This window comes from Mesorhizobium sp. B2-7-1 (assembly GCF_006440735.1).
In the GTDB taxonomy this organism is placed as follows: Bacteria; Pseudomonadota; Alphaproteobacteria; order Rhizobiales; family Rhizobiaceae; genus Mesorhizobium.
In genome coordinates this window covers 1-13996 of sequence record NZ_VFUA01000010.1, presented here as the reverse complement: position 1 = coordinate 13996, position 13996 = coordinate 1, and the positions used below count along the sequence as shown (strand labels likewise).

13 protein-coding genes are annotated in these 13996 nt (G+C 64.7%); 5 read left to right on the top strand and 8 right to left on the bottom strand.

Annotation, left to right across the window (positions count from 1 at the left end; genetic code table 11):
* Positions 1-144 precede the first annotated feature (144 nt).
* The 3 genes from FJ471_RS06215 to FJ471_RS06205 form a co-directional block, all read right to left on the bottom strand.
* Positions 145-3618, bottom strand: coding sequence for an indolepyruvate ferredoxin oxidoreductase family protein (locus FJ471_RS06215; protein WP_140802280.1), 3474 nt, complete (start codon positions 3616-3618; stop codon positions 145-147).
* 209 nt (positions 3619-3827) lie between these two features.
* Positions 3828-4358 carry a hypothetical protein gene (locus FJ471_RS06210; protein WP_140802279.1) on the bottom strand — a complete coding sequence of 177 codons (531 nt, stop codon included), beginning with the start codon at positions 4356-4358 and terminating at the stop codon, positions 3828-3830.
* Positions 4351-4959 carry a CGNR zinc finger domain-containing protein gene (locus FJ471_RS06205; RefSeq protein WP_140802278.1) on the bottom strand — a complete coding sequence of 203 codons (609 nt, stop codon included), beginning with the start codon at positions 4957-4959 and terminating at the stop codon, positions 4351-4353. The genes FJ471_RS06210 and FJ471_RS06205 overlap by 8 nt, the downstream gene beginning before the upstream one ends.
* Before the next feature lie 97 nt (positions 4960-5056).
* On the opposite strand from FJ471_RS06205, the gene FJ471_RS06200 reads away from it, so the two are divergent.
* The 4 genes from FJ471_RS06200 to FJ471_RS06185 all read left to right on the top strand — a co-directional run bounded on the left by FJ471_RS06200 (position 5057) and on the right by FJ471_RS06185 (position 9636).
* Positions 5057-5962 carry a branched-chain amino acid ABC transporter permease gene (locus tag FJ471_RS06200; RefSeq protein ID WP_140802277.1) on the top strand — a complete coding sequence of 302 codons (906 nt, stop codon included), beginning with the start codon at positions 5057-5059 and terminating at the stop codon, positions 5960-5962.
* 245 nt (positions 5963-6207) lie between these two features.
* Positions 6208-6813 carry a TRAP transporter small permease subunit gene (locus FJ471_RS06195; RefSeq protein WP_140802276.1) on the top strand — a complete coding sequence of 202 codons (606 nt, stop codon included), beginning with the start codon at positions 6208-6210 and terminating at the stop codon, positions 6811-6813.
* Complete coding sequence (locus FJ471_RS06190) at positions 6813-8597, top strand: TRAP transporter large permease subunit (protein ID WP_140802379.1); 1785 nt, start codon at positions 6813-6815, stop codon at positions 8595-8597. The genes FJ471_RS06195 and FJ471_RS06190 overlap by 1 nt, the downstream gene beginning before the upstream one ends.
* Before the next feature lie 10 nt (positions 8598-8607).
* Entirely contained in the window at positions 8608-9636 is a 1029-nt protein-coding gene (locus FJ471_RS06185) for a zinc-dependent alcohol dehydrogenase family protein (protein WP_140802275.1), read from the top strand.
* A gap of 23 nt (positions 9637-9659) precedes the next feature.
* Here FJ471_RS06185 and FJ471_RS06180 read toward each other — a convergent pair whose 3' ends face one another.
* Together FJ471_RS06180 and FJ471_RS06175 are read right to left on the bottom strand one after the other, a co-directional pair.
* On the bottom strand, positions 9660-9857 hold the full coding sequence (locus FJ471_RS06180; RefSeq protein WP_140802274.1) for a hypothetical protein: 198 nt from the start codon (positions 9855-9857) through the stop codon (positions 9660-9662).
* A 148-nt stretch (positions 9858-10005) separates the two neighbouring features.
* Positions 10006-11115, bottom strand: a complete 1110-nt coding sequence (locus FJ471_RS06175) for a TRAP transporter substrate-binding protein (protein ID WP_140802273.1) — start codon at positions 11113-11115, stop codon at positions 10006-10008.
* A 266-nt stretch (positions 11116-11381) separates the two neighbouring features.
* On the opposite strand from FJ471_RS06175, the gene FJ471_RS06170 reads away from it, so the two are divergent.
* Positions 11382-12155: a gamma-glutamyl-gamma-aminobutyrate hydrolase family protein gene (locus FJ471_RS06170; protein WP_140802272.1), complete on the top strand. Its 774-nt coding sequence runs from the start codon at positions 11382-11384 to the stop codon at positions 12153-12155.
* Between the two features lie 39 nt (positions 12156-12194).
* Here FJ471_RS06170 and FJ471_RS06165 read toward each other — a convergent pair whose 3' ends face one another.
* The 3 genes from FJ471_RS06165 to FJ471_RS06155 all read right to left on the bottom strand — a co-directional run.
* On the bottom strand, positions 12195-12869 hold the full coding sequence (locus tag FJ471_RS06165) for an outer membrane protein (protein WP_140802271.1): 675 nt from the start codon (positions 12867-12869) through the stop codon (positions 12195-12197).
* 116 nt (positions 12870-12985) lie between these two features.
* A complete protein-coding gene (locus FJ471_RS06160; protein WP_140802270.1) occupies positions 12986-13375 on the bottom strand; it encodes a hypothetical protein in 390 nt (129 codons plus the stop codon).
* Positions 13376-13522: 147 nt separating this feature from the next.
* A partial coding sequence (locus tag FJ471_RS06155; protein WP_281408505.1) for an NAD(P)-dependent oxidoreductase occupies positions 13523-13996 on the bottom strand: 474 nt, incomplete at its 5' end.

Below are 13996 nucleotides of genomic sequence, written 5' to 3'. Positions count from 1 at the left end.
TGGCCCAACACTACGCCTTGTCATGCCACACCCGCCTTAAAAAAGGCTTAGAACGGCACTCGGCCACGGTTGCAGAGGGTTGCGACACGCGGAACAGACCGGGAAATTAAGGAGGCTTGGCGCAGCGTCAGCGCGCCGGCGCGATCATTCCGCTGCCCGAAGGGCCAGCTCCGCGGGAGCCTGCGCCAAACGCTCGACCAAGCGCGTCCGCTCGCCCGCCGCCTTCTCGGCGCTGGCCTGCCGGACATGGCCGTAGCCGCGGATAAGCGCCGGCACGGAGGCCAGGGCCGTCGCGGCCTCCACCCTGCCCGGCGCCAGCGCGCCGGCAATCAGGTCGAGATCGGCTTCGTACGCCCTCAACGACTGCCGCTCGATGCGCCGCTCGGCGGTGTAGCCGAAAAGGTCGAAGGCGGTTCCGCGCAGGCCCTTCATCGCCGCCAGCAGCCGAAAACCCTTCATCATCCACGGGCCGAAGCTCGATTTCCGGGGCTTGCCGTCATTGCCGCGCCGGCCGAGGATCGGCGGCGCGAGGTGGAATTCGAGCTTCTCGTAGCTCTGGAACTGCTTGGCGAGGTCGGCGGCGAAGGTGCCGTCGGTGTAGAGCCGCGCCACCTCGTACTCGTCCTTGATCGCCATCAGCTTGAAGAGGTTCCTGGCGGCGGCCTCGGTCACCGCGGTCGAGCCGGGCACAGCCTTGGCTTCGGCGGCGCGCAGCGTCGCCACGCGGTCGGCGTAGCGCCTGGCGTAGGCGGCGTTCTGATAGGCGGTGAGGAAGGCGACGCGTCGGGCGATGACATCGTCCAGCGTCTCGGCGGGTTTTGACGCCGGCTTGCCGGTTTGGGCGACCAGGCCGCGCACGAATTCGGGCTGATGCGCGGCACGACGGCCCCAGCGGAAGGCGGCGACATTCATCGCCACCGCTTCGCCGTTCAATTCTATCGCCTTTTCAACGGCTTCGGCCGAAAGCGGCAGGCCGCCGTGCTGGAAAGCGAAGCCGAGCATGAACATGTTGGCGCCGAGCGAATTGCCGAACAGAGCGGTCGCCGTGCGGGTGGCGTCGAAGAAGTGGGCCTTGTCGTCGCCGGCAGCCGCCCGGATCGCCTTCTTCAGCCGCTCGACCGGAAGCGAGAAATCGGCGGAACGGGTGAATTCGCCGGGCATGATCTCGGCGGTGTTGGCGAGGAAGATCGTGTGGCCCTCGCGCACCGCGCCCAGCACCTTCTTGGCGCCGGAGACGACGAGATCGCAGCCGAGCACGAGGTCGGCCTTGCCGGCCGAAACGCGAATGGCGTGGATGTCCTCGGGCGTCGGGGCGATGCGGACATGGGTGAAGACCGAGCCGCCCTTCTGGGCGAGGCCGGCCATGTCGATCATGCCGCAGCCCTTGCCTTCCAGATGCGCCGCCATGCCCAGCATGGCGCCGACGGTGACGACGCCGGTGCCGCCGACCCCGTCGATGATCGCCGCCCAGCCCTGGCTGCCCATGCGGAATTCCGCCGGCGCCGGCACGCCGTCGAGAGGATCGGCCCTGCCGGCAATGCCTTCGGCCTTCCTGATCTTGCCGCCATGCACGGTGACGAAGGACGGGCAGAAACCGTTGACGCAGGAAAAATCCTTGTTGCAGCTCGACTGGTCGATCCGGCGCTTGCGGCCGAATTCGGTCTCGACCGGCTGAATGGAGACGCAGTTGGACTGCACGCCGCAATCGCCGCAGCCTTCGCAGACCAGTTCGTTGATGAAGACGCGCTTGTCCGGATCGGGGAAGGTGCCGCGCTTGCGGCGCCGGCGCTTCTCGGCGGCGCAGGTCTGGTCGTAGATCAGCACCGAGACGCCCTTCACATCGCGCAATTCGCGCTGGACGAGATCGAGGTCGTCACGGTGATGGATGCTGATGCCGGCCGGGAAATCGGCCTTGCCGGCATATTTGTCCGGCTCGTCGGTGACGACGGCGATGCGGTCGACGCCCTCGGCGCGAACCTGTCTCGCGATCATGTCGACGGTCAGGCCGCCCTCATGCGGCTGGCCGCCGGTCATCGCCACCGCGTCGTTGTAGAGGATCTTGTAGGTGATGTTGGCGCCGGAGGACAGCGCGAAGCGGATCGCCAGCGCGCCGGAATGGTTGTAGGTGCCATCGCCGAGATTCTGGAAGATATGGTCGCGCTTCGAGAACGGCGCCTGGCCGACCCATTGCGCACCCTCGCCGCCCATGGCGGTGAAGCCGACGGTGTTCCTGTCCATCCACAGCGCCATGAAATGGCAGCCTATGCCGGCGGCGGCCAACGAGCCGTCCGGCACCTTGGTCGAGGAGTTGTGCGGGCAGCCCGAACAGAAGAAGGGCGTGCGCGAACCGATATCGACGGTATCGGCGAGCATCGCCTGGAACTGGCGCAGCTTCGCCACCCGCGCGGCGATCTCTTCCGACGAGCCGATGGTGCGCAGGATCCTTTCGCCGAGCGCGATGGCGATCTCGTTCGGGTCGAGCGCGCCCTTGGCCGGAAACAGCCAGTCGCCGCGCTCGTCCTTCTTGCCGACGATCACCGGCTGCGTGGCGGTGCCGTAGAGGTTCTCGCGCAGTTGCACCTCGATCAGCGAGCGCTTCTCCTCGACGACGACGATGGTGTCGAGGCCGCGCGCGAACTCGGCGATGTGCTGCAAGTCGAGCGGCCACGGGCAGCCGACCTTGAACAGCCGGATGCCGATGCGGTTGGCGGCCTCCTCGTCGACGCCGATATCCTCCAGCGCCTGGCGGACGTCGAGATAGCTCTTGCCGATGGTGATGACGCCGAGCTTGGGATTGCGGCCGCCGGAATACACGATGCGGTTCAGGCCGTTGGCGTGAATGAAGGCCGACGCCGCGGCGCGTTTATGCTCATGCAGCCGCTCTTCCTGACCGAGCATGTCGATCTCGTGGCGGATGTTCAGGCCGCCCGGCGGCATGTCGAATTCGGGAATGACGATGCCCAGACGCTCGATCGAGGCGTCGACCGAAGCCGTCGATTCGATGTTGTCCTTGACGCATTTGATCGCCGCCCAGGTGCCGGCGAAGCGCGACATGGCAAAGCCATAGAGGCCGTAATCGATGATTTCCTGGACGCCGGCCGGATTGAGGATCGGCACCATGGTGTCTACGAAGAGGAATTCGGTGGCATGCGCATTGGTCGAGGATTCGGCCATATGGTCGTCGCCCATCAAGGCGAGCACGCCGCCATGCTTCGACGAGCCGGCAAGGTTGGCGTGACGGAAGACATCGCCGGAACGGTCGACGCCCGGCCCCTTGCCGTACCAGACGGAAAAGACGCCGTCATGCGTGCCCTCGCCCAGCAATTCGGTCTGCTGCGAGCCCCAGCAGGCGGTGGCGGCAAGTTCCTCGTTGAGGCCGGGCTGGAAGACGATATCGGCTTGCGCGAGCTGCTTCTTGGCTCGCCACAGCTGCATGTCGAGGCCGCCCAGCGGCGAGCCGCGATAGCCGGAGACGAAGCCCGCCGTGTTGAGGCCGGCACGGCGGTCGCGCTCGCGCTGCATGAGAAGCATGCGCACGACCGCCTGTGCCCCGGATAGGAAGATGCGCTCCTTGCCAAGGTCGAACTTGTCGTCGAGCGCGACGTCGTGCAGCGTCATCAGGTATTTCCTCTGCGGAGGCAGCCCCAAATCAGGCAGCCAACGTCGGAGTGGGACGCCGCAGTCTTTCTTCCCTTGCGGGAGAGGTCAAACAAAATCGCAGAGGCCAAATAACACGCAACAATCGGTCTGGCGAGTGGCCGGCGGCGCATACAAGATCATGCTAACCGCTTCGTGAGGAACAAAAATTTCGCGCGAGCCCCTCCGTTTCAGGTCGCTTTCGAGCAATCCGGCTTCGGTTCGCCTGGCAGCTTGCCGTTGGGATGGCCGGCCAGATCGGCATTGAGCTCGTAGTTCGGCCCGATCACCAGCGGCCGATCCGGCAGCATCGTCTGATCCTCGGACGACGTCATGGTGGTGTCGATAGCTTGCAGCAACGCGCCGCTCGCGTCCTCGATGCGGATCGAGACGGAATAGGGTTTGTCCTTGACCACGCAAGTGAGCGGCGGACTGGTGAGCGTGATGTGGGGCAGCTTCGGCCAGATCTTCTGGTTGACGATGAGCGGATCGCCGCCGGCCGGGTTCTGGAAGCTCACGACCGCGACCTGGCCGTCGACCATCGGTCGCAGCGGCTTCAGCGTGATGACATAGGTGGCGATGGCGAGCCGGTAGTTGAACTCGAACAGCTTGCCGGAGATGGCGAAGAGCTGGTCCTTGCCGGTGTCGCGGCAGGCGCCGAGCGCGATCGCGGCGATCAAGGCGGCGCCGACCAAAGCCGAGCGCGACAATTTCCTAAGCATTGCTGACCTCCCTCGCCGCTGTACGGCGGCGGTAATAGCGGTTTGCCTTCTGGCGATTGCCGCAGACGGCCATATCGCACCACAAGCGGCTGGCGTTGCGGCTGCGGTCGACGAACAGCCAGCTGCAGTTGGGACAGATCCTCAGCCTCGCCATCGTCTCGTCGCGCAGCAGCGACAGCGCCGAAACGGCCAAGGCCGCTTCGAAGGCAATCGGTGTCCGTGGATCGCCGAAAGGCTGGCCCGGCGTCCCGATCTCGATCGCGCTGCCCGCCAACCCGTCAGCGCAGGCCGTAAGGAAGCCCGGCAGGTGGCTGGTCGCGACCGCGCCGTTCGATACGGCATGGCGAAACAGGCGATCGGTCGCCTCGCGAATAGAGACGACGGTTGGTTTTATCTCGCCCGGCTCCGGCGCCCTCAGCCGCCGGCCACCGAGCTCGGTGGCGCGAAAGCCGCTCGCCGCCTCGGCGAAGCGGGCGATCTCGGCCGGATCGTCGAAACGGTCGAAGGACTTTTGCGGATCGTTGCGCAGCACGACGGTGTTCGCCGTGTCGAGCGCAAGGATGCCGCCGGTGAAGCGGTGCGGGGTCCAGGATACCGTCATGAGAGAAATCTAACCGATAAAACGTATTTGACAAGTTAGATTCCGAGTGTAACGCTTCGAGTGCGGCCAAGGGGACGCGACGGCCTAGGGATGCCGCATGCTCTATTTCTTCCAGCAGGTGCTGAACGGGCTGCATTCGGGCGCGCTCTATGCGCTGCTCGCCTTCGGCTATGTGCTGACCAACGGCATCCTGCACCGCACGAACCTGGCTTACGGCGCGCTGTTCGCCTTCTGCGGCCAGACGATGATCCTGACCGCCGCCTTCGGCTACCAGGCGCTGTGGCTGACGCTCGCCGCCGCGGTGGCCCTCGGCGTGGTCGCGGCCATTCTCTACGCGGCGCTGATCAGCCACGTGCTGTCGCGCAGCGTTTTCGAGAGGCTCGCCGACCGCTCGCCCAACGCCATCGTGGTGACGACGCTCGGCATCCTGCTCTTCCTGTCGGAGGCGAGCCGCATTGCCGCCGACACGCATGATCTCTGGCTGCCGCCAATGCTCGCCACCCCGGTCATCTTCGCTGAGGGTGACGGCTTCAAGGTCACGCTCACCGTCATCCAGCTGCTCGACTGCGCTTGTGTCATCGCGGTGGTGGCGCTGGCGGCCTGGCTGTTTTCGCATTCGCGCTTCGGCCGCGCCTGGCGCGCCGTCTCCGACGACCCGAAGGCGGCGGCGATGTGCGGCATCGACGTCACCGCCGTGTTCCGCCGCGCCGTGCTGTTCGGCGGCTTCTGCGCCGCCTTGGCCGGCGTGCTTGCCGGCCTCTATTACGGCAATGTCTCCTTCGGCACCGGGCTGATCTACGGCCTCAAGATCCTGTTCGTGACGGCGGTCGGCGGCTATCTGTCGCCGCTCAAGGCGGCGCTTGGCGCCGCGGCCTTCGGCATGGCGGAATCGCTCTGGGCCGGCTATTTCCCGCTCGAATGGCGCGACGCCTGGATCTATCTCTTCCTCGTCGCCATGCTGGTGCTGATCGGCGCCGGGCGCGACCAGGCCAAGATCGCCTAAGCTCCCAGACTTTCGTTGCATGACGTACCGTCATGCGGCGGCATTCCGGCCCTGCGCGGCTTGCCGATCCGTTTGCCGCGGCTTTGTCATGTTGACCTGCCGGACCACGCACTGCATATCGTTGGGCCAAGCGACGCGACACCGGAGGGGGAATCGGGCGCGCCGCCTGGCACTTTTGAGTCTACGCATCGTGCTTTCCGAAAATCGAACATGGTTTTCGGGTCGATGCGCGAGGGAGGATATGCATGGCAGGGCTGCTCGCTCTATCCAGGACGATCGACCGCATCAACGAGTTCATCGGCCGCTGGGTGTCCTGGCTGATCCTGCTCGCGATCCTGGTGAGCGCCGGCAATGCCGTCATCCGCAAGGTGTTCGACACCTCCTCCAACGCGTGGCTCGAGCTGCAGTGGTATCTGTTCGGCGCCGCCTTCATGCTCGCCGCCGCCTACACGCTGAAGCAGAACGACCATATCCGCATCGACATCGTCTACGGCATGTTCTCGCGGCGCGTGCAGCACTGGATCGACCTGCTCGGCCACCTGTTCTTCCTGATGCCCTTCGTGGTGCTGATGGTGATCTATTTCGTGCCCTATGTGTCGCTCTCCGTCCGCAGCGGCGAGATGTCGACCAATGCCGGCGGGCTGATCGTGTGGCCGGCCAAGGCCATCCTGCTCGTCGGTTTCTTGCTGCTCGCGCTGCAAGGGGTTTCCGAGATCATCAAGAAGATCGCCATCATACGTGGCGACATGGAGGACCCCAATCCCTTCGTCTCGGCGCATGACCAGGCCAAGCTCGAGGCCGAGGCGCTGGCCGAAGAGGCCAAGTCGATCGCGGGCGAGGTGCGCCCGTGATCGAATTCATCGCGCAGAACATGGCGCCGATCATGTTCGCCTCGCTGATCGTCTTCCTGTTGATCGGCTATCCCGTCGCCTTCTCGCTCGCTGCCAACGGCCTGCTGTTCTTCTTCATCGGCGTGGTGCTGTCGCCTTATTCCGGGGGGTCGATCAACCTTGCGTGGCCGCTGCTGCACGCGCTGCCGGACAATTTCTACGGCACCAGGGTGATGTCCAACGACACGCTCCTGGCGATACCCTTCTTCACCTTCATGGGCATCGTGCTCGAACGCTCCGGCATGGCCGAGGACCTGCTCGACACGATCGGGCAGCTGTTCGGGCCGATCCGCGGCGGCCTTGCCTATGCGGTGATCTTCGTCGGCGCGCTGCTTGCCGCAACGACCGGCGTGGTCGCGGCCTCAGTCATCGCCATGGGCCTGATCTCGCTGCCGATCATGCTGCGCTACGGCTATGACCGCAGGGTTGCCTCCGGCGTCATTGCCGCCTCCGGCACGCTCGCCCAGATCATTCCGCCGTCGCTGGTGCTGATCGTGCTTGCCGACCAGCTCGGACGTTCGGTCGGCGACATGTATGCCGGCGCCTTGATCCCCGGTCTCGTGCTGACCGGCCTCTACATGCTCTACATCCTGATCATGTCGATCGTCCGGCCGAACTCGATGCCGGCGCTGCCGCCCGAGGCGCGTACACTCGGCCATGGCGTGATGTCGCTGATCGTGGCGCTGCTGGTCACCGGCGCCATCGCCTACGGCGCCTATCGCTATCTTGCGCCGACGCAGGGCGACAATGCCGACATCCTCGGCTTCGCCGTCGGCGTCATCGTCATCTATGTGGTCGCCGTCCTCGACCAGCGCCTGCGCATCAACATGATGTCGAAGCTGGCGCAGCAGGTGGTGATCGTGCTGATCCCGCCGCTGGCGCTGATCTTCCTGGTGCTGGGCACGATCTTTCTCGGCATCGCCACGCCGACCGAAGGCGGCGCCATGGGCGCCGTCGGCGCGCTCATCATGGCTGCGATGAAAGGCCGCCTGACGAGGGACGTCGTCAACCAGGCGCTGGCCTCGACGACCAGGCTTTCCTCCTTCGTGCTGTTCATCCTGATCGGTGCGCGCGTCTTTTCGCTCACCTTCTACGGCGTCAACGGCCATATCTGGGTCGAGCACCTGCTGATCTCGCTGCCCGGCGGCGAGACCGGCTTCCTGATCGGCGTCAACATCCTGGTCTTCGTGCTCGCCTTCTTCCTCGATTTCTTCGAGCTCGCCTTCATCATCGTGCCGCTCTTGGCGCCGGCCGCGGACAAGCTCGGCATCGACCTGATCTGGTTCGGCGTGCTGCTCGGCGTCAACATGCAGACGAGCTTCATGCATCCGCCCTTCGGCTTCGCGCTGTTCTACCTGCGTTCGGTCGCGGCCCGCGTGCCTTACCTCGACAGGATCACCGGCAAGCAGATCGCGCCGGTCAGCACGGGCCAGATCTATTGGGGCGCCGTGCCGTTCGTCCTGATCCAGGTGATCATGATCGGACTCACCATCGCCTTCCCGCAGATGGTCATGCGCTACAAGGGTCCGGCGGTGGAGCCCAGCACCATCGACATCAAGCTGCCGGACATGCCTTCGCTGTCGCCGCTCGGCACGCCGCCGGCGGACAATGGCGCGGCCCCGGCCAATGACGGCGCGCCGGCGGCGCCCGGCACGCCAGACCTGTCGCAGCCACCGAGCTTCGGCGATGCGCCGGCCAAGCCGGCCCCCGCGCCTGATCTCTCGCAGCCGCCCAAATTCAACTGAGGTCAACGCCATGAGAGCCGTGCGACTGGAAGCGGTGGGCAACATTGGGTTGCGCGAGGTCCCCAAACCCGTTCCCGGGCCTGAGGATGTTCTGGTCAAGATCGAGGCCTGCGGCGTCTGCGGCACCGACCGGCACCTTTTCCATGGCGAGTTTCCCTGCACGCCGCCGGTGACGCTCGGCCATGAATTCTCCGGCATCGTGGAGGCCGTGGGCGAAGCGGTGTCCGGCATTGCCGTTGGTGACCGCGTCACCGGCGATCCCAACATCGCCTGCGGGCGCTGCGCCCACTGCCATGCCGGCCGCGTCAATCTGTGCAGCAATCTCAGGGCCATCGGCATCCACCGCGACGGCGGCTTCGCCGACTATGTGCTGATGCCGCACAAGCAGGCCTTTCGGCTGCCGGCGGAGCTCAAGCCGGCGCATGGCGCCTTCTGCGAGCCGCTCGCCTGCTGCCTGCACGGCGTCGACCTTGCCGCGATCCGGCCGGGCGCGTCGGTCGTGGTGCTCGGCGGCGGCGTCATCGGCCTGCTCGTGGTGCAACTGGCGAAGCTCGCGGGCGCGGCGGCCATCATCCTGTCGACCCGGCAGGCCTCGCGCCGCGCGCTTGCCGAGGAGCTCGGCGCGACCGCGACGATCAACCCGAGCGCCGGCGACCCAATCGCGGCCATCGCCGGGCCAAACGGCCTGGTGCCCGGCGGCGTCGACGTGGTGCTGGAATGCGCCGGCGTGCGCGACACGGTCGAGCAGTCGCTGCGGGTGGCAAAGGCAGGCGGCACGATCGTCATCGTCGGCGTGGTGCCGCAAGGCATGAAGGTGGAGATCGAGCCGTTCGATCTATTGTTCCGGGAGTTGAAGGTGCTCGGTTCCTTCCTCAACCCGTACACGCATGGAAGGGCGGCGCAGTTGATCGCCTCCGGCGCGATCGTGATCGACAAGCTGATTTCGAAACAGGTCAGCCTGGAAGAAGCACCGGGCGTGATCGCCAACCCGCCAGCGCCGGGCGAGGTCAAGGTGCTGGTGGTGCCGGGCAGAGGCTAGGCGCGGATGGCATCGATGATGCACTAGTCGACAGGCTGCTCCAAGACAACGTCGAGAATGATCATCGCGGGGTTGAGCTCGGTGGCAGCAGTATGGATCACGCGCTTCACGCGGTACAAATCCTGACTCAATACGCCCCGGTCGTCGCGCTTGCCGTCGCGTGAAAAACCAATAAATTCACCCGCCCTCGGCACTTCACCAAAGGTGAACACAGGCAGCACGCCAGCTCCCACCCTGGGGTCGTCGCCAATGATCTTGATGTAGCAGCTTATCGCCATAGCGTCCCATGCCGGCCGGGGTCGTAGGACAGATAAGAAAAAGGACCTCGGACGCAGACCGAGGTCCTTGAACGAACTTGTGATGGACGGCCTACAGCTTGCCGTTGCGCTGCTGCACCATCATGAAGGTGTCGTAATTGTATTCGGCGACCTGGGCCCAGAGATAGTGCTCCTTGCGGAAGGCCTTGATCGATTCCCAGATCTTCTTGAACGGCGCGTTGTTGGATTCCATCTCGGCATAGACCTCGTTGGCCTTCTCGAAACAGGCCGCCATGATCTCCTGGCTGAACGGCCTGAGCTTGGCGCCGCCGGCCACCAGCCGCCGCACCGCCGGTGGATTCACATAGTCGTATTTCTGCAGCATGTTGGCGTCGGCCGCCTGCGCCGCGGTGCGCAGCAGCGATTTGTAAGTCGGCGAAAGTTCTTCGTATTTCGCCTTGTTGAACAGGAGATGCACGGTCGGGCCGCCTTCCCACCAGCCGGGATAATAGTAATAGGGCGCGACCTTGTAGAAGCCGAGCTTCTCGTCGTCATAGGGGCCGACCCATTCGGCGGCGTCGATGGTGCCCTTTTCCAGCGCCGGGTAGATGTCGCCGCCGGCGATCTGCTGCGGCACCACGCCGAGCTTCTCGACGACCTTGCCGGCAAAGCCGCCGATGCGCATCTTGAGACCCGACAGATCGGCGACACTGTTGATTTCCTTGCGGAACCAGCCGCCCATCTGGACGCCGGTGTTACCGCCCGGCAGGCCGAACAACCCTTGCGCCCCAAGGAATTCGTTGAACTGGTCGATGCCGCCGCCATGATAGTGCCAGGCGTTCATGCCGCGCGCGTTGAGCGAGAACGGCACGGCGGCGCCCAGCGCCCAGGTGGGATCCTTGCCCCAGTAATAATAAGCCACGGTGTGGGCCGCTTCGACGGTACCGGCGGCGGTGGCATCGGCCGCCTGCAGGCCGGGCACCAGCTCGCCCGACGCGAAGACCTGTATCTGGAAATTGCCGTCGGTCGCTTCCGACAGCATCTTGGAGAAGACTTCGGCGCCTCCATAGATCGTGTCGAGCGACTTCGGGAAGGACGACGCAAGCCGCCAGGTCACTTTCGGATTGGACTGGGCAATCGCCGGCGTGGCAAGCGCGGCGGCCGCTGCCGCGGCGCCCACGCCGGACGCCCCGGCCTTGCGGATGAATGAACGACGATCCATTAAGTTTCCTCCCTTGCGGATCAGCTGACCGATGCCGGGACTTCCTCGGTGTCCGGACCGGTTGGGGGAGAAACATACACAGGCAAGAAGTCGAGTCCAGCGCCGCGGGCTGCGGTGGCCGCCATTCGGCAACCGCCTGCAACTATAGTCTAACGTTCCCTTCACTGGCCCATGCGAGGCGGCGAAACTTGCCATGGAAAAGCCGCGGCGGATCGCTTATTTTATAGGCAGAACAGTTCCTTGGCCTGATGGAAACCAAACCCAAAATGCAGCAGCCGCTCGTCGCAGTCTCGTCCGACGTCCGCCAGTTCGACAACTACACCTGGCACGCAGCACCCCAGCAATATCTGGAAGCCGCGGTCGCCGGCGCCGGCGTGTTCCCGCTGCTGGTGCCGTCCTTCGGCGACCGGCTCGACCTCGACGAATTGCTGTCGTCGGTCGATGGCGTGATGGTCACCGGGTCGAAGTCCAATGTACATCCTTCGCTCTATGGCGGCGATCCGAGCGAGGCCAACGGCCCTTACGATCCGGCACGCGATGCCACCACGCTGCCACTGATCCGCAAGGCGATCGAGCGCGGCGTGCCGCTGCTTGCCATCTGCCGCGGCATCCAGGAACTGAACGTTGCGCTCGGCGGCACGCTGGGCACCGAAATCCAGGAGCGCGAGGGCTCGCTCGACCACCGCGCGCCGGTGAGCGACAATCAGGACGAGCGCTTCGGCATCCACCAGACGATTTCGATCAAGCCCGGAAGCTGCCTCGCCGGCGTGTTCGGCGCCGGCGAGATGAAGGTGAATTCGCTGCATCGCCAGGCAATCGACCGGCTGGGCTCCAAGCTTCAGGTCGAGGCTCTGGCCACCGACGGCACGGTCGAGGCGGTCTCCGTCAAGGACGCCCGCGCCTTCGCGGTCGGCGTGCAATGGCACCCCGAATACTGGGTGAAGTCGGACAGCAATTCCGCCAAGATCTTCAGGGCTTTCGGCGATGCCGTGCGCCTGCACGCGGCGGCGAAGGCCGGCGCCCGCGCAGCGGCGGAATAGAAATAGCGGCGCTTCAAGCGCCGCCTTTCGCCACTCAGATCAGAACTTGTAGCTGAAGCCGACGCGCACGGCGTTTGTAGTCACATGCGTCGGGTATAGGTAGCCGCTATCGGTCGCCGGATTGTCGGTGAATTTGCCGAAGTCGCTGTAGCGATACTCGACGCGCGTCGTCCAGTTCGGCGCGAACGCATATTCGATACCTGCGCCCACCGTCCACCCGGCCTTAGTGTTGGATGAGCTATCAGTCGTTACGCCATTATCGTACTTGGTGTCGAAATGAGCAACCGCCAGACCGCCCGTGGCGTAAAGGAGGGCCGGCCCCATCGTATAACCAAGGCGCGCCCGCAGCGAACCCTGCACGTCGATCTTGGTCTTGATGTTCCCGGCAAATGCCGAATCCACTGAACCGCTCATCCCCGAGGCTTCAATGTCGGCTTCGGCACCAAGGACGAATTGATCGTAAGCCTGGTTGTAGCCGATATGAATACCGCCAAGAACTCCATCGCTGTTCCAAGAATCGGCCCAGTCGGAAGCGCCACTGCCTATCTCAGAATCGTGACTGTCGACTTTTCCCCAACCGTAGCCGAGCTGGGCACCGGCATAGAAGCCACTCCACTCATAAGTCGCCGGAGCAGCAGCAGAGAGCGCGTCGGCGGCGAACGCGCCGGCCGGAAACAAGGCGAGAATGGTTGAAGCAAGAAGCAAGGACTTCATTTAAGCACCCCAAAGCTCAGCCAAATTTATTCGGCTTTGGTTGCGTTGCAAAGACAGGCGAGCACATCAGAGATGTTTTCCTATCCGAAGTTGCAAAAAGACCACGCCTTGACGGTTTACTGACTGTCGCTGTTCAGCGCCAGAAGCGGCGCGGCCGGTGCATAGGATTCGTAGCCATCGCCATCGGCAATGCCGAAGGTGACGATCGGGTCGACGCCGTTCTCGCTGAACGCGACCGAGCCGTCCGCCTGCTCGCGCCAGAATCTCACCCGCTCGATGCCTGGCATCAGCTTGCGGCAATCCGGAGCAATTTCGAGCCGCGACAGGCCGTCGGAGACCGGGGCTCCCCGCTGCACCGCGCAAGCGGCTTCGTCGCCATTGGCCGTCAATCGATAGGTGCTCGAGGAGGCGGTCTCGACAGCCGTGCTTGGGCTCTTGCCGTCATACAGGACATGCGCGCCCCCGAACAACGCAACCGACACAACCAACCCGGCAACGAGCTTCACGCCGCGTCTCCACGCTCAACCAGTATGGAAAATGATTTCAAAGCGTTAAGCGGGCGTTAATGGCGATACGAAAGCATTAACAAATGTGGCGAAGGCGTCGGACGCGATCCGACATCCTGGGCGGAAAGCCGCTTCCCTGAGACTGCTCTAGCCGCGCGCCTTGACGTTGATGGTCTCCGGCACGGGCGTCAGCGGCCGGCGCTCGGTGAACCAGGCGACGAGATTGTCGACGCAGAGATCGGCCATGGCGCGGCGGGTGTGGTCCGACGCCGAACCGACATGCGGCAGAAGCGAGGTGTTGGGCGCGTCGAGCAGGGCCTGCGGCACGTTCGGCTCGTCGGCAAAGACATCAAGCCCGGCGGCCGCGATGGCGCCGCTCTCGAGGGCCGCGGCAAGAGCTGCCTCGTCCACCGTCGAGCCGCGGCCGATGTTGACCAAGACGCCGTTCGGCCCCAGCGCCGACAGGATCCCGGCATTGATCGCCTTCTCCGTGGCAGCGCCGCCCGGGGCAATGCAGATCAGCGTGTCGACAGCTTCGGCTAGGCCTTTCAGCGTGGCATGATAGTCGTAAGCCAGGCCTTCGACCTTGCGGCGGTTGTGATAGGCGATCGGCAGGCCGAA